We start from the raw sequence: 19,853 nt of genomic DNA, 5'->3' as shown, positions 1-19,853 counted from the left end.
GATCCGGATCATGAGGTCAGGCAAGATGAATTTCGAAGCAGCACGCATCAAGATGGTCGACAACCAGATTCGGACGACGGACGTCACGTCCCATACCGTCCTGTCGGCCTTCATGTCGGTTCCGCGCGAAGAGTTCGTGCCTGCGGCGATGAAGCCGCTTGCCTATATCGACACGGACGTCGAACTGTCCGGCGCGACCGAGGGCCGTCGTTACCTGATGGAGCCGTCGCCGATGGCGAAGCTGCTGCAGCTCGCGACGATTACCGGTGGCGACAGGGTGCTCGAGATCGGTGCCGGCACCGGTTACACCTCGGCGATTCTTTCTTCGCTTGCCGCTTCCGTCGTTGCCATCGAAAGCGACGCGGCACTTGCCGCCGAAGCAACCGCGACGCTTGGCCGTCTGGGCTATGGCAATGTCGAAGTGGTGACCGGCAATCTGGAAGCCGGACATGCCTCGGGTGCACCGTATGACGTGATCTTCGTCAACGGTGCCGTCGAGACTGTCCCGGCAACTCTTCTCGACCAGCTCAAGGACGGTGGTCGTCTGGTTGCTGTGGTCGGCTTCGGCAACGCATCGCGCGCCCGCGTCTATACACGCGAAGCCGGCAAGACCTCGGAACGGCTGGCGTTCAACACGGCCGTCAAGCCTCTGCCGGGCTTCCGCGTCGCGCGTGAATTCGTATTCTAAGGTCCTCCTAGTGAGGGCTCAATATTTGATTTATATCGTGTAAATTGCATTGTTGCGAAATGGCAACGTGATGTCCGTTTCTCCGGTTCATGGGCGGCAATGGGCCGCTCATCCAGTTGTCGTGGCTTGAAATACCGGCTTCAAAGAGAGGCTGCGGACGATTGAATGCGGGCCTGTGCCTGTATCGTGGAATGCACGCAGCCAGACGCGGTTTTGGAGCGCCGCGGCTTTGCCGAATTTGGGAAGGTCTGGTGATGCCGGCTTCCGTACCGGAGTAGTGATTGTGTCGATTCTGCATAAAGCGGCTGTGGCGGTCGCCCTTTCTTCAGTTCTGTGGCTGACACCTTCCGTCGTTTCTGCCGACACGATTTTCGATGCCATGGCCAAGGCTTACAAGAACAATCCGGATCTCAACGCCGTTCGCGCCGGCCTGCGGGCAACGGATGAAGGCGTGGCGATTGCGAAATCCGGCTATCGTCCGCAGATTTCTGCGGCACTGCAGGGCACGGCGACGCATCTCGGCACAGAGGCATTTCCCAACTTCGCCTTTCCGCGCCGCGGGACGCCACTCGTTGCCGAGCAGGTGCGGACCGGTCTCGCGACCATCACGATCACCCAGCAGATTTTCGATGGCTTTCAGACGCTCAACAACGTTCGGGCTGCCGAAGCGAATGTATTTTCAAGTCGCGAGACCTTGAAGGCGAACGAGATTTCCATTCTTCTTGCCGCCGCCCAATCCTATGCGAATATCGCCCGTGACCAGCGGGTCGTGTCGATCCGCAAGCGTAACCTTGCCTTCCTGAAGGAACAGCTGAACGCCGCGAAGTCGCGCCTTGACGTGGGAGAGGGGACACGCACCGACGTCAGCCAGGCCGAAGCCGAACTGGCACAGGCGCAGGCCATTCTTGCGAATGCCGTATCCCAATTGAAGCAGAGCGAAGCCGTTTACGTGCAGATCGTCGGCGACATGCCGAAGGCGGTCAAGCAGCCGGCAAACGCATCGAAAGCGATGCCCAAGAGCCTTGATCAGGCTGTTGCCTCCGGTCTGCGTGACAACCCGACGATTGCGGCCGCGCAGTACAATGTCGATGCGGCCGGTTATCGGGTGAAATCGGCCGAGGGCACGATGCTGCCCGGTGTCGTGGTGCAGGGCAGCGTGTCGCGTAATACGACAGACCGCACCGGTGGCACGGACACGGCCAGCGCCGCGATCACGGCTCGCCTGGAAATTCCGATCTATCAGGGTGGCGCCGAATACGGTCAGATTCGTCAGGCCAAGGAACGGTTGGGGCAGCAGCGCATTCTCGTGGATTCCGCCCGCGCCGAGGTTCAGCAGACGATCGTGACGGCCCATGCACAGCTGGAAGGGGCTATTGCATCAATCGCCGCCAACAAGGCGCAGGTGAGCGCCGCCAACATGGCGCTGGAGGGTGTCATTGAGGAGCGTAAGGTTGGTCAGCGGACGACGCTCGATGTGCTTGACGCACAGCAAAGCGTGCTGGTTGCGGAGGAGTCCCTCGTGACGTCGCAGCGCAATGCGGTGGTCGCCAGCTATTCGCTGCTCGCGGCAATGGGAAACCTGACGATCAAAAGCCAAGGGCTCCAAGTGGCGGAATATCGCTCGGAAGAGCACTATGAGGCCGTCAAGGATGCCTGGTTCGGCCTGCGCACCGTGGATGGCCGCTGAACCAACTCCGTTTCAGTCACATCATCGCGAAAGTGGCTCGCTACCGAGGCGGCGCCTTTGCGTTTGCAAGGGTGACGGGTGACGGATCGAACAAATCTGTGCAAGAATCCGAGTAGATGATTCGCGGCGTTTTGTTCGGCGCCGAACTCGCATACAGTCCGCATCGACTGCGCGGCAAACCTTTCGATCCAATGCGACCGCAGAAACGGGGATATTCATGGCACAGCCCAATGTAGCGCGCGAACCTTCGATGGACGAAATTCTCGCCTCCATTCGCAAGATCATCGAAAGCAACGAGCCAGGCCTTCCCGGCTTTCCGGCCAACGATCTCGGTCCTGCCCCGGAAGACGGCTATCGCAACGACCGTTCCTATGATGAGCACGCTTACGATGCCGAGGCCGCGGACGATATCCACCTGACCATCGACGACGACGCGCTTGTGGCCGAGTTCGAAGCTGAAGTCCAGCAGCACGCGCAAGCCGCGCCGATCGTGGCGCGCGAACCGCAGCCGGAGATCGAAAAGCCGGTTGTTGCCGCATCGACACCGCCGCTCTCCCTTGCTGATGTCGCAGCCCGCGTGCGCGCCGCGTCCGAACGGCATTCCCTGCCGTTGCGCGAGCCGGAAAGCGCCACCTTACAGCGCCCGAAGATCGAAAGCCCGACCGTGACGGCCCGCATGGCGCCAGCGCCAGTGTCGCAGCAGTCGGTTGCGCAGGTTGAGGTGAAGGCGGAGCCGGTTAGCACGCCGATCGCAACGGCGACGGCGCAGCCGAGTGCTGCGATCGTCGAAAAGATCGAAGCCCCTATCGCACAGCCGTCTCTTGCTCCGGAGCACGTCGAGGCGCAGAGCCAGCCGGCGGCAATCGTTGCCGGAAAGGACGTCGCTGCCATCGTTTCGCCGGCTGTCGGCGAGCAGGTTGCTCGTTCCTTCGGTGACCTCGCGCTTGCCATCGACAGCAGCGCGCGTCGCTCCTTCGACGAAATCGCCGAGGACATGCTGCGCCCGATGCTGCAGGAATGGCTTGATGATAACCTGCCGACCCTCGTCGAGCGCCTCGTGCGCGAGGAAATCGAGCGCGTTGCGCGCGGGCCACGGCGGTAGGCTGCGCATTTTCCCCTTCAAAGCCGCCAGCGACACACTGGCGGCTTTTTTGTTGTTATTGTTGACACCAATGCCTCGTTCCGATTTACAAACCACCGATATCAACCAGCAAGTTTGGCTCCAGAATGCTTGAAAAAACCTATGATTCCGCCGCTGTCGAACCGCGCATCGCCAAGATCTGGGATGACGAGGACGCCTTCCGCGCCGGCGCTGGGGCAAAACCTGGCGCAGACAGCTTCTGCATCGTCATCCCGCCGCCGAACGTTACCGGTTCGCTGCATATGGGCCACGCGCTGAACAACACGCTGCAGGACATCATGGTCCGCTTCGAGCGCATGCGCGGCAAGGATGTTCTCTGGCAGCCGGGTATGGACCATGCCGGCATCGCCACCCAGATGGTTGTCGAGCGCAAGCTGATGGAGCGCCAGCTCCCTCGCCGCGAAATGGGCCGCGAAGCCTTCATCGATCAAGTGTGGGAATGGAAGGCGGAATCCGGCGGCCTGATCTTCAACCAGCTGAAGCGTCTCGGTGCTTCCTGCGACTGGTCGCGCGAGCGCTTCACGATGGACGAGGGCCTGTCGAAGGCAGTCCTCGAAGTCTTCGTTTCGCTCTACAAGGAAGGCCTGATCTACAAGGACAAGCGTCTCGTTAACTGGGACCCGAAGCTCCTGACCGCGATTTCTGATCTCGAGGTCGAGCAGGTCGAGATGGCGGGCAACCTCTGGCACCTGCGCTATCCGCTGGAAGAGGGTGTCACCTATCAGCATCCGATCGCGTTTGACGCGGACGGCAAGGCGACGGAATGGGAAACCCGCGATTATCTCGTTGTCGCGACGACGCGCCCCGAAACCATGCTGGGCGATACCGGTGTTGCCGTTCATCCCGATGACGAACGCTACAAGGCGATCGTCGGCAAGCACGTTGTGCTGCCGCTGGTTGGCCGCCTTATTCCGATCGTTGCTGACGAATATCCGGATCCGACCGCCGGTACCGGCGCGGTCAAGATGACGCCGGCGCATGACTTCAACGACTTCGACGTCGGCAAGCGCCGTCATCTGCGCCAGGTCAACATCCTGACCATCGATGGTCATATCACACTCGCCGGCAACGAGGATTTCCTCGAAGGCCTGCCGGCAACGAACGAACTCGAATCCGTCATCTCGGCACTCGACAATCTCGAACGTTTTGCGGCCCGCAAGGCGATCGTTGCCATGTTTGAGGAGCGTGGCCTGCTCGACAAGGTCGAGCCGCACAAGCACACGGTTCCGCATGGCGACCGTGGCGGGGTCCCTATCGAGCCGCGCCTGACCGAGCAATGGTATGTCGATGCCGCGACGCTGGCCAAGCCCGCGATTGCGTCCGTTCGCGAAGGCCGGACCAATTTCGTCCCGAAGAACTGGGAAAAGACCTATTTCGAATGGATGGAAAACATCCAGCCCTGGTGCGTTTCGCGCCAGCTCTGGTGGGGTCATCAAATCCCGGCCTGGTATGGTCCCGATGGCCAGGTATTCGTCGAGAAGACCGAGGAAGACGCGTTGCACGCCGCCATCCAGCATTACATTGCCCATGAAGGGCCTTGGAAGGCCTGGGTCGAGGAGAAGCTCGAAAACTTTGCGCCGGGCGACATCCTGACGCGTGACGAGGATGTGCTCGACACCTGGTTCTCGTCGGCGCTCTGGCCGTTCTCGACGCTCGGTTGGCCGGACAAGACACCGGAACTGGACAAGTATTACCAGACCGACGTTCTCGTCACCGGCTTCGACATCATCTTCTTCTGGGTCGCCCGGATGATGATGATGGGCCTGCATTTCATGAAGGACACGGATGGGACGCCGGTCGAGCCGTTCCATACTGTCTATGTTCATGCGCTCGTTCGCGACAAGAACGGTGCCAAGATGTCGAAGTCGAAGGGCAACGTCATCGATCCGTTGGACCTGATCGATGAGTATGGCGCGGATTCGTTGCGATTCACGCTGGCGATCATGGCGGCGCAGGGCAGGGACGTGAAGCTCGATCCGGCCCGTATCGCGGGTTACCGGAATTTCGGCACCAAGCTCTGGAACGCAACGCGCTTTGCCGGCATGAACGGCGTCGCGATCGATCCGAAATTTGTCCCGGAAACTGCCTCGCTGACGATCAATCGCTGGATACTGACGGAACTGTCGCGGACCATCCGCGATGTGACGGAAGCGATTGAAGGTTATCGCTTCAATGAAGCGGCCGGTGACCTCTATCGTTTCGTCTGGAACCAGGTTTGCGATTGGTATCTGGAACTGCTGAAGCCGGTCTTCAGCGGCGAGGACGAGGCTGCCAAGACGGAATCGCGCGCTTGCGTCGCCTATATCCTCGATGAGACCTACAAGCTGCTGCACCCCTTCATGCCATTCATGACGGAGGAACTGTGGGCGCAGACGGTGGCCGAAGGTCAGGCGCGTGAGGGCTTGCTGTGCCATGCTGAATGGCCGTCTGCTTCCTACGCCGATGACACCGCGGCCAGCGAAATCAACTGGCTGATCGATCTCGTCTCCGGCATCCGCTCGGTACGTTCGGAAATGAACGTTCCGCCCGCTGCGGTCGCACCGCTCGTTGTTGTCGAGGCGAGCCACCTGACCAAGGAGAGGCTGGAACGGCATGCGGCTGCAATTCGTCGCTTGGCGCGCGTCGATGCAATTGACCTGGCTGCGACCGCGCCGAAGGGGAGCGCGCAGATCGTTGTCGGCGAGGCAACCGTGTGCCTGCCGCTCGGTGCCCTGATCGATCTGGCCGCCGAAACCTCGCGCCTTGAAAAGGCGCTCGGCAAGGTCAACCAGGAGCGGGAACGCATCCTCGGCAAGCTGTCGAACGAAAAGTTCGTGGCCAACGCGCGGCCCGATGTGGTCGAGGCAGAGCGTGAGCGTCTGGCTGAACTCGATGGCCAGAAGGCATCACTGAACGTTGCCCTCGCACGGATTTCGGAAGCCGGCTGACCCGTCAGCTTTCTCGAAAGTGTCGTAAAATGAAGAGCAATCGGCCGTTGCAGGCCGATTGCTTTTTTTGTTTGAAAATACACGCATAATCGGGTTGTTTCGCATGTCGGCGCAATGCTGAGTTTATTTCTGATTCTCTTGCGGAATCCCGATTGCCGCAGCAATTTGCCGTATCCGTCCGGTTACGTACGGAAATGCTCATTTAAAGAGGCAGGCATTGCAAAAAGCGACATTGTTGTGTCGAAGTGACACTTTGGCAGTTTTGTGGAATTTTTTTTTAATTTGTTTCTAAATTTGATCGGTGATTGAAATTAATGACCGAAATTTGGCGGATTTCTCCATTTCTTCATTTTCTTACGTAAATTTTCCGTGATCTGAGAGGCGCCATCCCCAAATCTAGGTATTTGCGTTCTTAACCGTCCCACCGATACCTTTTATTCAGTGGCCGATTTCATCGTCGGCGACCGACTGTGTTCAGGGGAGGAACGGATGGTTCACAAGAAGACAAAGACTGCCATGATGGCGGCACTGACCGTTGCATTGACCACGAGCGTGGCACATGCAGGCGGTCTGGAACGTGGCGGTTACAACATCGATCTGCTGTTCGAACCGTCCACATACGCGGCCGAAGCCGCAGCGACTTACGTCAATCCGCAGCGCGAACTCAACAATGTCACGGATATCAATCCAGCCAACGGCGATTTGAACGGGCTTCCGAACAGCGGTATTGGTGACACAGAGGGTTATTGGGTTCCGCGTGTCGGCGTGAAGGCAGGCCTTGGCGACAGCGTCGACTGCATGGCCGACTATTCGCAGCCTTGGGGCGCGCATACGAATCCGGGCGCCAACTGGGCGGGCGCCAACGACAATATCGAAACCAAGATCGAAAGCGACAATTACGCCGCGACCTGCTCCTACAAGTGGGACGTGGGCAAGGGCCAGTTCCGCGTGATCGGTGGCGGCTTTTACCAGGAAGTCGGTGGCTTCAAGGAGCGGCTCGTGTCGCCTGCGGTTCCCGCGCTCGGGATCACGGGTGTCGGCCGGATGGACCTTGAGGGCAGCGGCTGGGGCTGGCGTGCCGGTGTCGCCTACGAAATTCCTGAATATGCCCTCCGTGCAAGCCTCGTCTACAACAGCAAGGTCGATCTCGACAATCTTGAGGGTAGCATCGATCTCAGCCGTGTCATTCTCGGTGTTGGTCCGGGCGGACCGATCATCGGCTCGCGTTACGATGTCTCCAGCTTCGCTTCGATGCCCGATTCCCTGGAATTGAAGGTGCAGACGGGCGTTGCTCCCGGCTGGCTGGTATTTGGTTCGGTCAAATGGACCGACTGGAGCCAGTTGCAGATCGTCAACGTCACAGCCAACGAGCCCAGCCCGGTTCGCCCGCCGACCAGCCTTGACCTGCTTTATCGCGACGGTTGGACAGTCTCAGGCGGCGTTGGCCACAAGTTCAACGATCAGTGGAGCGGGGCGGTCAGCCTGACCTGGGATCGTGGCACAAGCCATGGTTACGGCAACCAGACGGACACGTGGACGTTGGGCACGGGTGTATCCTATCTCCCGACGGAAAATGTCGAGCTTCGGCTTGCGGGTGCGATCGGCGTGCTGACGAGCGGCAGTTCCGGACCGCAGACCTACAACGGCACGCCCGTCGGTACCAACGTCACCTACGATTTCGATACCGACATCGTCAGCGCCATTTCCACGTCGCTGAAGGTCAAGTTCTGATCGATCCAAGCATTCAAGAAAAGGCCCGGTGTTCGCATCGGGCCTTTTTTGTGCTTTCACGGATGGCAGTATGCTCGCAAACCCAACGTGAGTCACGGCTTACGCATCTGCGCAGATCTTGTGACGATATCGTTGCGAGGCGATCTCGAAATTCCCAGTATCTCCCCACCCTATTTTTGCTTTTGCGATGTCACGTTTTGTGACGATTCAGCAACACATTCTTTCTATAGTTTCGAACTGCGGGGTGGTGGGGAATTGTGTCTATTTCCCGCCACAAACTAGGAGCACCGATGCGCTTGACAAACCTGCAGATAAGTTTTGAGCATGCGGTGTTTGGAGTGAGATGAGTAATCGCGTTTTCGAAAAAATCCATGTTTACCGTGACGTTACGCGGCTTCGGAATAGCTCTCGAGCTGTTCGGCGGGTCGTTTCGGTGCGGATTGGATTGGGTGGCCCGGGGCGGGCCGCACTCTTGCCGAAAAAGCTGACTACGGTCGGGGAACTGTCGGCATGAGGAATGCGCAAGGCAGAGTTTCCATTGGCAATGGCACCGACCGGCTCTTGGGGTTGAACGGAAGATATAGACTATCATGCTGATACGCGGTTACCGGTCGTTGACGTTTCTTGTATTGAGTTTTGCGCTCGCGCTTTCCGCGCAGCCACGTACGGCCCATGCGTTCGATCCGGACGCCGGCGTCACGAAGGAATCCGGACCGTTCGCGCTCTTCAAGTTCGGCTTTTCCGCCTACAAGAACGGGCGCAAGGATGAGGCCGTCGAAGCCTATCGTTACGCCGCCGAAAAGGGCCACACGGGTTCGCGCTGGGCGCTGGCCAACATGTATGCCTACGGCGATGGTGTTGCCGAGAACGATCTCGAAGCTTTCAAGATTTACAGCGAAATCGCCGAGAAGGGTGTCGAGCCGGGTTCGGAAGACACCGGATATTTCGTTAATGCGCTGATCTCGCTGGCCGGCTACTATCGCCGCGGCATTCCAGACAGCCCGGTCAAACGCGACATGAGCCAGGCCCGCCAGCTTTATTTCCAGGCAGCCTCGACATTCGGTGTGGCCGAAGCACAGTTTCAGCTCGCCAAGATGCTGCTCTCCGGCGACGGCGGCAGCATCAATGTCCAGCAGGCGAAGAAGTGGCTCAATCGTGCCCGCAAGAACGGCCATGCCGGCGCCATGGGCGTATTCGGCAATGTCATCTTCCAGGAAGGTCAGACGGCCCGCGGACTGGCCTACATGACGGCGGCACTCGACCAGTGTACGCCCAAGGACAAGCCTTGGCTGCAATCTTTGCAGGAGCAGGCCTTCTCGCTGGCCACCGAAGAGGATCGCCGGGCGGCTGTCGCCATGTCCCAGAACATCCACCTCGACAGCGATTGATCGTCTGTCTGCGCCTTATGCCGCAAAGCTGAACTTTGCCGCCACCGGCACATGATCGGATGGCTTTTCCCAAGCACGGACATGTTTCTCGACATCGGTCGAGACGAGGCGATCGGCAGCCTCCGGCGACAGCATCAGGTGATCGATGCGAATGCCGAAATTCTTGGGCCAGCATCCGGCCTGATAATCCCAGAATGTGTAAAGTGGCGTCGTGTCGGTCGTTGAGCGAACGGCATCGGTGAAACCGAGGTTTTCCAGTTGGCGGAAGGATTGGCGTGAGCGCGGCTGATAGAGTGCATCATTCTGCCAGACCTTGACGTCCCAGCAATCATGCGGCTCCGGGATCACGTTGTAATCGCCGGCGAGGATAAGGGGCTCCTCCAGCGCAAGCCGGCTGGCTGCGAAGGCGTTGAGGCGGTCCATCCAGGAGAGCTTGTAGGGAAATTTCTCCGTCTCGACCGGGTTGCCGTTCGGCAGGTAGATCGAGCAGACGCGGATGACACCGCCGTCAACGGAGAACACGCCTTCCATGAACCGCGACTGTTCGTCCGTATCATCGCCCGGCAGCCCGCGATTGATCTCGTCCGGCTTGATCTTCGACAGGATGGCGACGCCGTTGAAGCCTTTCTGGCCATGCGTCTCGACATGATAGCCGAGTGCTTCGATCTCGCCACGCGGGAAGCCTTCATCGACCGTCTTGATCTCCTGCAGGCAGACGATATCCGGCTGTGATTCCTTCAGCCATGCCGTCAAAACCTCTATCCGAGCCCTGACGCCGTTGATGTTCCAGGTGACGATGTTCATGGCGGGGCAATCCTTCGAGATATGGCGGCAGCTTTTGTGCTGTTGTAGCGCCGCGCGATTTCTTTGACAAACCGGAAGCTGTGCAAAGCGAACGATGATCCCGCGCTGAATTGCTTCCTGAGAGCGTCCCGTTATAGTCGCGGCATGATTGATCTGTTGACGACCTATTGGCCGCATATCCTGGCGGTCCTTTCCGTCATTCTCGGTGTGCCCGCCGCCATCCATGCCACGATGACCAAGCAGGAGGTTCGTTCCGCGCTGGGTTGGGTCGGCATCATCGTGCTTTCTCCGGTGCTCGGCGCGCTTCTCTACGCCATCGCCGGAATCAACCGGATTCGCCGTTCGTCGATCGAGCAGCAGCGCTCGTTGTTTCGCGGGCGTGGGCCTGACGCCATGGCCAAATACGATGTCACGATCGCTTCCATTGCCGACCGCTTCGAGCCGCGGTTCGGCGCGATGAAATTGCTTGGGGACCGTGTCAGCCGTCATCGCATGTGTACTGGCAACCAGATTACCCTGCTGGAGGGGGGCGACGCAGCCTATGCGGCGATGCTGCAGCAGATCGATGGCGCCAGCCGCTCCATCCTGCTGGAGACCTATATCTTCGACCGTGACGAAATCGGCCTGCGGTTCGCCGATGCGTTGATATCGGCAGTGAAACGCGGTGTCGAGGTTCGTGTGCTGATCGATGCCGTTGGTGCTCGATATTCCGTTCCGAGCATTGTCGGCCATTTGCAGGCGGGTGGCGTGACGGTCAAGGTGTTCAATGGCAACATTATCATGGGGCTTCGGTTGCCCTATGCAAATCTTCGCACACACCGGAAGATTCTAGTCGTCGATGGTTCTGTAGCCTTCACCGGCGGCATGAACATCCGCTCCGGCTTCACCCAGGAGTTTGCCGGCGAGGCGCAGGCGCGCGATACGCATTTTCGCGTGTCCGGCCCTGTCGTCGCCGACCTCTTCCAAGTTGCTTCGGAAGACTGGCAGTTTGCAAGCCGCGAGGTGTTGGAGGGGGATGCCTGGCTGATTTCACCCGCGCCGCAGGCGGATGCGGCCATGCTGATGCGCGCCGTCCCGTCTGGCCCGGACCGGGCCAACGAATCCAATCACAAGATGATGATGGGCGCCTTCTCGATCGCGCGGCAGAACATCAGGATCATGTCGCCCTATTTCCTGCCGGACAGGGAACTGATCAGCGCGCTTGTGACGGCGGCGCTGCGGGGCGTCGAGGTCGATGTCGTCGTGCCGGCCGTAAACAATCTTGTCCTCGTGGACCGGGCGATGACCGCCCAGTTCGATCAGATATTGAAAGGCGGCTGCCGGATCTGGCGCTCGACCGGCGCGTTCAACCATTCGAAGCTGATGACGGTCGACGACCGCTGGGCCTATGTCGGCTCATCAAACCTTGATCCGCGTTCGCTGCGGCTGAATTTCGAGATTGATCTGGAAGTGCTCGATACCAGCTTTGCCGGAAGCCTCGGGCACCGGATCCAGTCCGTTCTGAGCGAGGCGCAACCGGTCACGCTGCCGGACCTGCGTGCCAAACCGTTTGCCACGCGCCTGCTCAACAAGGTCTTCTGGCTGGGGTCGCCGTATCTTTAACGGATGGACGACCGGCTGATGATCAGATCGAGAAACTGGTGCCGCAACCACAGCTTGCGACTGCGTTCGGGTTTTTGATCTGGAAGGACTGGCCGAGCAGGTTGTCGACAAAGTCGATTTCCGAACCGCTCATGTAGACCAGCGACATGCTGTCGATCAGCACCTTCGCTTCGCCTTTTTCAAGGACCAGGTCATCGTCGTCAGCATCGTCCACCAGATCGAACTTGTAGGAGAAGCCCGAACATCCGCCGCCTTCGACGGAGACGCGCATGGCCTTTTTCTCGGCGTCGGATTTGAGGATCACGGCGATGCGTTTTGCTGCCGAGTCGGAGAGAGTTACAGTTTCTGTCGTCATGTTTACCTCCTGCCGGGGTCAAGATCCGGAGAGATTCGCTGTTTCCATCGTCCGGCGCGTCTCGTCGCTTGTACGGGAGCCCGGTCAGTTGCGCGGCAAATCCTTGTTTTTGTTCAAGGATACGAGCGATTTCCACTCGGTGCTTTCCTGCAACGCACACTATAGGTATGAAGGCTTTAAGACCGCGTCAATGGGATGCAAAGTGGGAAATGACATTGGACAGACATGCGCTTGGTTTCGGTTCCGGTGAACGCGCGATTTTCGCCTCTGATCCGTGGGCGAGCCGGGGACGGCTTTATCCGGAAACCAGCAGTCCGACACGCTCCGATTTCCAGCGCGACCGCGACCGCATTGTCCACACCACCGCCTTTCGTCGGCTGAAGCACAAGACCCAGGTCTTCATCGCCGCCGACGGGGACCATTACCGCACGCGCCTGACCCACACGATCGAAGTGGCGCAGATCGCCCGCGCGCTGGCCCGAGCCATGCGACTTGACGAGGATCTCGCAGAGGGCGTGGCGCTGGTCCACGATTTCGGCCACACACCTTTCGGCCATACCGGCGAAGACGCGCTGCACGAGATGCTGAAACCCTATGGCGGATTCGATCACAATGCCCAGTCGCTACGCATCGTCACCAAGCTGGAACGCCGCTATGCCGAGTTCGATGGGCTCAACCTGACCTGGGAGAGCCTGGAAGGTCTGGTCAAGCACAACGGGCCATTGGTGGCGCCGAACGGCGAGGGGACTCGTGGTCCGGTTCCGCAGCCCATTCTCGACTATTGCGAGTTGCACGATCTGGAATTGTCGAGTTTTGCCAGCCTCGAAGCGCAGGTGGCGGCGATCGCGGACGATATCGCCTACAACACGCATGACATCGACGACGGTCTGCGCTCCGGCTACCTCAAATTCGAGATGCTGGAGGACATTCCGTTCCTGGCCGGGCTGATGCGCGAGGTCCGTGATCGCTATCCGGGACTGGAGGCCAATCGCTTCACCCATGAAATCATGCGCCGCCAGATCACGGCCATGGTCGAGGATGTCATCACCGTCGCCCAGAGGAACCTGCGTGAAGTCAATCCGCAGAGTGCCGCCGACGTGCGGGCCGCAGGCAGGGTGATGGCAGGCTTTTCGGCAGCGATGTTCGAAACCGACCAGCAGATCAAGAAGATGCTGATGACGCGCATCTATCGCCATCCGGAAGTGATGCGCGTGCGCGCCAATGCGGCGCTGATCGTCACCGATCTCTACAAGGCCTTCATGGCCGATCCGCGCGAGATGCAGAAGCACTACTGGATCGACCAGATTGCCGGGATGGCAGAACCCGCAAAGGCCCGCCATGTCGGCGACTATTTGGCCGGGATGACCGATACCTATGCGATCGCCGTGCACAGGCGATTGTTTGACCATACCCCTGATTTGCGGTAGTCACCGCGCCGGTTGAGGGGCAATTCGAGCTATTTCGGGCTGCCTCGATCTCGGGAAATTAACGCGGTCTCGCGCCTATTCGGGCCGAGCAGGCCGGATGGATGCAATGAACATTTTCACAGACTTCGAATCAAGAATTAAAAACGTCCTCGAAACACTTGATATCGTGCGTGAAAACCGATCCTCCGTGGAATTCGGCAGAATCAGCGTGGAATCACCGCGTGATGCAAGCCATGGTGACGTTGCGACCAATGCCGCCATGGTATTGGCAAAACCGCTCGGCACCAATCCTCGCGCTTTGGCAGAGCAGATCGTCGAAAAGTTGCAGCAGGAACCGGAAGTGGCTGCTGTCTCGGTGGCCGGTCCCGGCTTCATCAACGTCAAGCTCTCGGTCGCATATTGGCAGAAGCTGCTGGCGGTAATGGTGGGCGACGGCATCAATTACGGCAAGAGCGCCGTCGGCGCGGGCCGCAAAGTGAATGTCGAATATGTCTCGGCCAACCCGACCGGCCCGATGCATGTCGGCCATTGCCGTGGCGCCGTGGTCGGCGACACGCTGGCCAATCTTCTGGGTTTTGCCGGTTACGAGGTGACCAAGGAATACTACATCAACGATGCGGGCTCGCAGATCGATACGCTGGCTCGTTCCGCCTTCCTACGGTATCGCGAGGCGCTGGGCGAAAAGATCGGTGAAATCCCGTCCGGACTTTATCCTGGCGACTATCTCGTTCCGGTCGGCAAGGCCTTGGCGGACGAATTCGGCACCAGCCTGCGGATCATGCCGGAAGACAAGTGGATGCCGCTCGTCAAGGACCGCACCATTGACGCGATGATGGTAATGATCCGCGAGGATCTGGCAGCCCTCAACGTTCATCATGACGTGTTCTTCTCCGAACGCACATTGCATGCAGATGGTGCCGGGCGGATTCGCAACGCCATCAACGACCTGACTTTCAAGGGCCACGTCTACAAGGGGGCTTTGCCGCCGCCGAAGGGGCAGTTGCCGGAGGACTGGGAGGATCGCGAGCAGACGCTGTTCCGCTCGACCGAGGTGGGGGACGATATCGACCGACCGCTGATCAAGTCGGACGGGTCGTATACTTACTTTGCCGCTGATGTTGCCTACTTCAAGGACAAGTTCGATCGCGGCTTCAACGAGATGATCTATGTGCTCGGCGCTGATCACGGCGGTTACGTCAAGCGCCTGGAGGCCGTTGCGCGCGCGGTGTCCGGTGGTGCGTCGAAGCTGACGGTGCTGCTCTGCCAACTCGTCAAGCTTTACCGCGATGGCGAACCGGTGAAGATGTCCAAGCGCTCCGGCGATTTCGTCACCCTGCGTGACGTAGTCGAGGAGGTCGGTCGTGATTCCGTCCGGTTCATGATGATCTATCGGAAGAATTCCGAGCCGCTCGACTTCGATTTCGCTAAGGTGACAGAACAGTCGAAGGACAATCCGGTCTTCTATGTGCAATACGCCCATGCGCGCTGCATGTCTGTGTTCCGTCAGGCGAGGGAAGCCTTTCCGGGCGTGGACTTCGAAACGATCGATCTGGCTGGTGCGATCGCCGGGAACATCGTTGATTCGAATGAGTTGCAGCTGATCGCCAAGCTCGCAGAATATCCGCGCATCGTGGAGGCTGCGGCACAGTCCCAGGAGCCTCACAGGATCGCGTTTTACCTCTATGATCTTGCCAGCGCCTTCCATGCGCACTGGAATAAAGGTAAAGATGCTCCTGAATTACGTTTTGTTAACGATAAAAATAGAGAATTGACCATCGCCAGGTTAGGACTTGTGCATGCTGTCGCCTCGGTACTGAAATCGGGCCTGTCCATTACAGGCACCGCAGCGCCGGATGAGATGCGATAGTATTGTCAACATTTCCCCACAATGAACTGGCAGTGACTGGCTAGTAAGTTGTGAGTGGAGCGTATGGCAGAGAAACAATTGGTACGTGGCGAGACTGCGGAATTCGACATCCTGGCGGATGATGATCCGTTGGCCGAACTCGCGCGCATCGTCGGCTACGACAATCGGCCTGCGGTCCAGCAGCTTCAGGAGTTGGCCAGACACCGTGAACTGGTGAGCCGCGAGCCGGAGCTTGAGGTGCCGGCACACGTCGAGCCGATGCTTGATTTGGAAAGCGAACTCATGCGTGAGTTCGATGTCTATGACGCGCCGGTCGTCGAGCCTGCTGTCGCCCAGCCGACCTCTCAGATCGTCGAATTGCCGCGTGTAGCCGAGCCGGTCGTTTCCGTGCCGCCGGCTGCCGAGCCCGAATTTGCGCTCGACGACACCGTCGAGCCCGTTTGGGGCGAGTATGCCGATGAGGCATTCGTGTCGGCCCCCCAGGTGCAGGCAGTCGCGCCAGTAGTCGATGTTCAGCCGGAGCCGGTTTTCGTGCCGGTTGATGCTCCGGAAATCCATGCTGCCGAACATGTGGCGGCTGAACCGGTTGCTCATTCGCCGGAGTTTATCTCGGCGGAACCTGCCGCCGACTGGCCGGCCGAGCCACAGGACGATTTGATATTCGATGGGGTCGATCTCGAACGCGAGCTCGAGTTGTCCATCGGTTATGACGAGGCTCCGGTCGAAGCGCCGGAAGCCATTGTCTCCGCCGCGCAGCCGCAGCGTTTCGAGCCGGAACTGGATTTCGGACCGGCTGTCGCCGAAGAACTGTCGCAGGCAATCGTCGTCGAAGAGCCGGCTCCTGTCGATGTTGCCCCTGTGAACGAGGCTCCGCAGGCGGAACTGCCCGTTGCACAGCCTGCCCCTGGCGGCGATGTCGTTATCTCTCCGTCGGACTCGCATGGTATCGATGCCCTGCTGGCCGATATCGAACGATTTCCTGTCCCGCCTAAGGCTGCCGTAAAGGTTCCGCTGGCACAGGAACCCGCCCGCAAGATCAACTATCCCTTCACGCCGACCTTCAGCCGCGCGACGCCTGTTGCCTCCAATGGTGGCGCATCGTCCCAGAAGGCGTTTGCAACGCCGCTGCCCGCGGCAGTCGCTGTTGCTCCTTTGGCTGTTGTGACCGAGACGGCCTACCAGCCGGCCGAAACACCGGTCGAACCGGTGGTCGTCGAGGCTGCGGAAGCTTTGAAGCCTGCGGTCGAAAACGAGCCTGATTTCGATCTTGACACATTCGAGCTCGATCTTGCCGGTATCGATCTGGATATCGATCCGGCTGAGTTCGAGATCGCAGCGCAGGAAACAGCCTTTGCGCCCGTGGAAACCGTTGGTGCTGCTCCGGTCGTACCGGTTGCCGAGCCTGTAGTCCCCGTCGCCCGGGAACAAGCCCCGTTTGTCGATACACCCGAGTTTGAGGAGGCGATCAGCCAGGAGCCGGAGGGCGTTCTGCCGTTCGATCCGTCGCTGATCTCCGAGGCTGAAGAAAGCCTGACGGCCATGGCAGAACTGCATGTGCCGCAGCTCCCTGTCGTCGAGCAGGAGCGCCCGGTCGTTCAGCAGCCAGATTATGATCTCGATATCGATGCGGAAATGGCGCAGCTTTTCGGCACGCCGTCGCGCGGCGCCCGCAACTCGGCTCAAAACGCTCGCGATGACCAGGGTTTCGGTATCCCGCAGCAGTCGGCTGTTGCCCAGCCTGCCGGCAATGGCGCTCGTGTCGAGGAAGATTTCGACGAGTTCGAAAAGGCAATGGAGGAGGACTTCCGCCTGTCGCTCAGCCAGCGCCAACCCACGGATCCGTCTTCGGATCGCCTCGCCGTCGGTTCCGGCTATGCCGCTGATAACGACGGATACGATGAACAGCGTAGCCCGTTGAAGCGCCGCCTGACATTGCTGGCGGCCGCCGTTGCCGGCCTGGCGATCTTCGGTGGCGTTGGCGTCTACGCATTCATGGGCGGTAACGCTCCGGGTCTTTCCAGCGGCGATCCGAAGATCATTTTGGCCGACAAGTCGCCGGTCAAGATCGTGCCGGCCGAGAAGGGTGGCAAGACCGTTCCCAACCAGGACAAGGCCGTCTATGACCGCGTTGCCGGGGCACAGGACACAGCACCGCAGCAGGATGCACTCGTCTCCTCGACCGAAGAGCCGATCGATGTCGTCCAGCGCACCCTGACGCCGGAAACCCTTCCACTTGAGGGCCGCTCCGATGAAATAGCCGGTTTGACGCCGATCGATGATGAGGGCGCAGCCGACAGGCTTCTGCCTGATGATCAGCAGGCCGACAACGCACAGTCGGACGCAACACCTGCCGTTTCACCGCGCAAGGTGCGCACGATGATCGTCAAGCCTGACGGCACGCTCGTTGCCCGCGAAGAAACGGTTGCACAGCCGGAAACGCAGGTTGCTGCCAATCAGGGCGACCCACAGGTCAAGACGGTGAAGACCTCGGTCATCACGCCACAGACAGAAACGGCGAAGGCCTTGCCGGAAGCAAAGCCGGTTGCTCAGGAAAAGAGCGCCCTGGCTGAAGCCGCCGATGCAACCGTCGAGGAAACTGCACCCGTTCGCCCGGTGAAGACGACGGCTGTCGCGGATGCCGAACCGGTTCAGCAAGCCAAGCCTGTCGAGGAGCCGACAAAGGTCGTCGATACCTTCGCATCGGATATCAACAAGACGCAGCCTGCGGCGGATGAAAAGCCGATCGAGACCGCCTCGATCGCGCCCGGAAGTTATGTGATCCAGATCGCATCGCTGCCGTCCGAAGCCGAGGCCCAGAAGTCTTACAAGACGCTCTCCGGCAAGTTCGGCAGTGTCATCGGTGGCAAAGGCGTCGACATCAAGCGCGCCGAAATCGCCGGCAAGGGCACCTATTACCGCGTGCGCATTCCCGCTGGCAGCCGCGAGGCGGCCAACGCGCTCTGCGCCCAGTACAAGAGCGCTGGAGGCAGCTGCCTTGTAACGAAGTAATTGCCCGGACAAATGGACAGACGAAGGCGCGGCAAAAGTCGCGCCTTTTTCGTTGTGAAGACGATTTCCGGCCGCAATAGCTGTGAATGATGGCCTCACGTCCAGAAACAGCATTCGCCCCGCCGATGGCTGCGGTTATCATATCCGGCATGAGCGAATCAAAAGCATTCATTTCGGGCTGCAAGGGCCCGACCATCACCGCCGAGGAAAAGGCATTCTTTGCCGCGGAACGCCCTTGGGGTTTTATCCTCTTCGGCCGCAATGTCGGCGAACCCAACCAGATTTCCGATCTCGTGGCGTCATTGCGCGACAGCATCGGCAATCCCGACGCGCCCGTGCTGATCGATCAGGAAGGCGGGCGCGTGCAGCGCATCAAGCCGCCGATTGTCCAGCAATATCCGAATGGCGCCGCCATCGGCGAAATCTATCGCCGTGACCAGGAGCAGGGCCTGCGCGCCGCATGGCTGATGTCGCGCCTGCATGCGTTCGATCTCATGCGCTTCGGCATCACGGTGGATTGCCTACCGGTGCTTGACGTGCCGATCGGGGGCAGCAGTGACGTCATCGGCAACCGTGCTTACGGATACGATCCCAAGGCGGTCGCAGAGATCGGCGCTGCTGCTTCCGCGGGTCTCAAGGCCGGCGGCATGCTGCCGGTGATGAAGCACATGCCGGGTCACGGCCGAGCCTTCGTCGATTCCCATCACAAGCTACCGGTTGTCGATGTGGCCTTCGACGAACTAGCGAAAAGCGACTTTCTGCCGTTCGTTGCGATGAAGGACGAACTGATGGCGATGTCCGCGCATATCGTCTTTACGGCGATCGATCCGGAAAATCCGGCAACGACGTCACCCAAGGTCGTTCGCGAAGTCATCCGCGAGCATATCGGTTTCGATGGCCTGCTGATGTCGGACGATGTCTCGATGAACGCGCTGGCGGGTGATATCGAGCAGCGTGCGCGCGGTATTGTTGCCGCCGGGCTCGATCTGGTGTTGCATTGCCATGGCATCATGGATGAAATGCTGCAGGTGGCGCGTGTCGTGCCGGTTCTGGCCGGTGATACGCTGCGCCGCATCAAGGCGGTCGAGGCCGGGTTCGCAAAGCCGGATGGTGCGGACGAAACCGCACTCAGGGAAGAGTTCAACGGCATGTTCGCCATTTCTTGAAGGTGCGAGCTGGTTCCAAGGGCGAGACAATCGTGAACAACGCCGTCGATACACAAAAAAA

The 19,853-nt window shown here is 59.6% G+C and carries 13 protein-coding genes; 11 read left to right on the top strand and 2 right to left on the bottom strand.

The features are described from left to right. The first annotated feature begins 25 nt into the window (after window positions 1-25). The 6 genes from ASG68_RS22600 (at window position 26) to exoR (ending at window position 9,562) form a co-directional block, all read left to right on the top strand. Entirely contained in the window at window positions 26-688 is a 663-nt protein-coding gene (locus ASG68_RS22600; RefSeq protein ID WP_062585853.1) for a protein-L-isoaspartate O-methyltransferase family protein, read from the top strand. Between the two features lie 280 nt (window positions 689-968). Beyond that, on the top strand, window positions 969-2,375 hold the full coding sequence (locus tag ASG68_RS22595; protein WP_062585855.1) for a TolC family outer membrane protein: 1,407 nt from the start codon (window positions 969-971) through the stop codon (window positions 2,373-2,375). Window positions 2,376-2,592: 217 nt separating this feature from the next. Continuing rightward, the gene (locus ASG68_RS22590) at window positions 2,593-3,477 is read left to right on the top strand and encodes a PopZ family protein (RefSeq protein WP_062585645.1); all 885 of its coding nucleotides are present in this window, start codon (window positions 2,593-2,595) and stop codon (window positions 3,475-3,477) included. A gap of 125 nt (window positions 3,478-3,602) precedes the next feature. Beyond that, window positions 3,603-6,443: a valine--tRNA ligase gene (locus tag ASG68_RS22585; RefSeq protein WP_062585647.1), complete on the top strand. Its 2,841-nt coding sequence runs from the start codon at window positions 3,603-3,605 to the stop codon at window positions 6,441-6,443. A 489-nt stretch (window positions 6,444-6,932) separates the two neighbouring features. Further along, window positions 6,933-8,174, top strand: coding sequence for an OmpP1/FadL family transporter (locus tag ASG68_RS22580; RefSeq protein WP_062585649.1), 1,242 nt, complete (start codon window positions 6,933-6,935; stop codon window positions 8,172-8,174). Between the two features lie 590 nt (window positions 8,175-8,764). Then, the gene (gene exoR, locus ASG68_RS22575) at window positions 8,765-9,562 is read left to right on the top strand and encodes an exopolysaccharide production regulator ExoR (RefSeq protein WP_062585651.1); all 798 of its coding nucleotides are present in this window, start codon (window positions 8,765-8,767) and stop codon (window positions 9,560-9,562) included. A gap of 15 nt (window positions 9,563-9,577) precedes the next feature. Here the strand turns inward: exoR and xth are convergent, their stop codons facing one another. Beyond that, the gene (gene xth, locus ASG68_RS22570; RefSeq protein ID WP_062585653.1) at window positions 9,578-10,366 is read right to left on the bottom strand and encodes an exodeoxyribonuclease III; all 789 of its coding nucleotides are present in this window, start codon (window positions 10,364-10,366) and stop codon (window positions 9,578-9,580) included. A 144-nt stretch (window positions 10,367-10,510) separates the two neighbouring features. Here xth and ASG68_RS22565 point away from each other — a divergent pair, with 144 nt between their 5' ends. Next, window positions 10,511-11,968 carry a phospholipase D-like domain-containing protein gene (locus ASG68_RS22565; protein WP_062585654.1) on the top strand — a complete coding sequence of 486 codons (1,458 nt, stop codon included), beginning with the start codon at window positions 10,511-10,513 and terminating at the stop codon, window positions 11,966-11,968. A 22-nt stretch (window positions 11,969-11,990) separates the two neighbouring features. Here the strand turns inward: ASG68_RS22565 and erpA are convergent, their stop codons facing one another. Then, entirely contained in the window at window positions 11,991-12,323 is a 333-nt protein-coding gene (erpA, locus tag ASG68_RS22560) for an iron-sulfur cluster insertion protein ErpA (protein WP_062585655.1), read from the bottom strand. A 209-nt stretch (window positions 12,324-12,532) separates the two neighbouring features. Here erpA and ASG68_RS22555 point away from each other — a divergent pair, with 209 nt between their 5' ends. The 4 genes from ASG68_RS22555 to nagZ all read left to right on the top strand — a co-directional run bounded on the left by ASG68_RS22555 (window position 12,533) and on the right by nagZ (window position 19,792). After that, window positions 12,533-13,750, top strand: coding sequence for a deoxyguanosinetriphosphate triphosphohydrolase (locus ASG68_RS22555; protein ID WP_062585657.1), 1,218 nt, complete (start codon window positions 12,533-12,535; stop codon window positions 13,748-13,750). A 106-nt stretch (window positions 13,751-13,856) separates the two neighbouring features. After that, complete coding sequence (gene argS / locus ASG68_RS22550; RefSeq protein ID WP_062585857.1) at window positions 13,857-15,617, top strand: arginine--tRNA ligase; 1,761 nt, start codon at window positions 13,857-13,859, stop codon at window positions 15,615-15,617. 63 nt (window positions 15,618-15,680) lie between these two features. Beyond that, the gene (locus tag ASG68_RS22545; protein WP_062602163.1) at window positions 15,681-18,626 is read left to right on the top strand and encodes an SPOR domain-containing protein; all 2,946 of its coding nucleotides are present in this window, start codon (window positions 15,681-15,683) and stop codon (window positions 18,624-18,626) included. Window positions 18,627-18,775: 149 nt separating this feature from the next. Further along, entirely contained in the window at window positions 18,776-19,792 is a 1,017-nt protein-coding gene (gene nagZ / locus ASG68_RS22540; RefSeq protein WP_062585859.1) for a beta-N-acetylhexosaminidase, read from the top strand. Window positions 19,793-19,853: the final 61 nt, after the last annotated feature.

The sequence above is a fragment of the Rhizobium sp. Leaf453 genome, assembly GCF_001425605.1.
GTDB lineage: Bacteria > Pseudomonadota > Alphaproteobacteria > Rhizobiales > Rhizobiaceae > Pararhizobium.
This window is presented reverse-complemented; position numbering and strand designations above follow the sequence as displayed.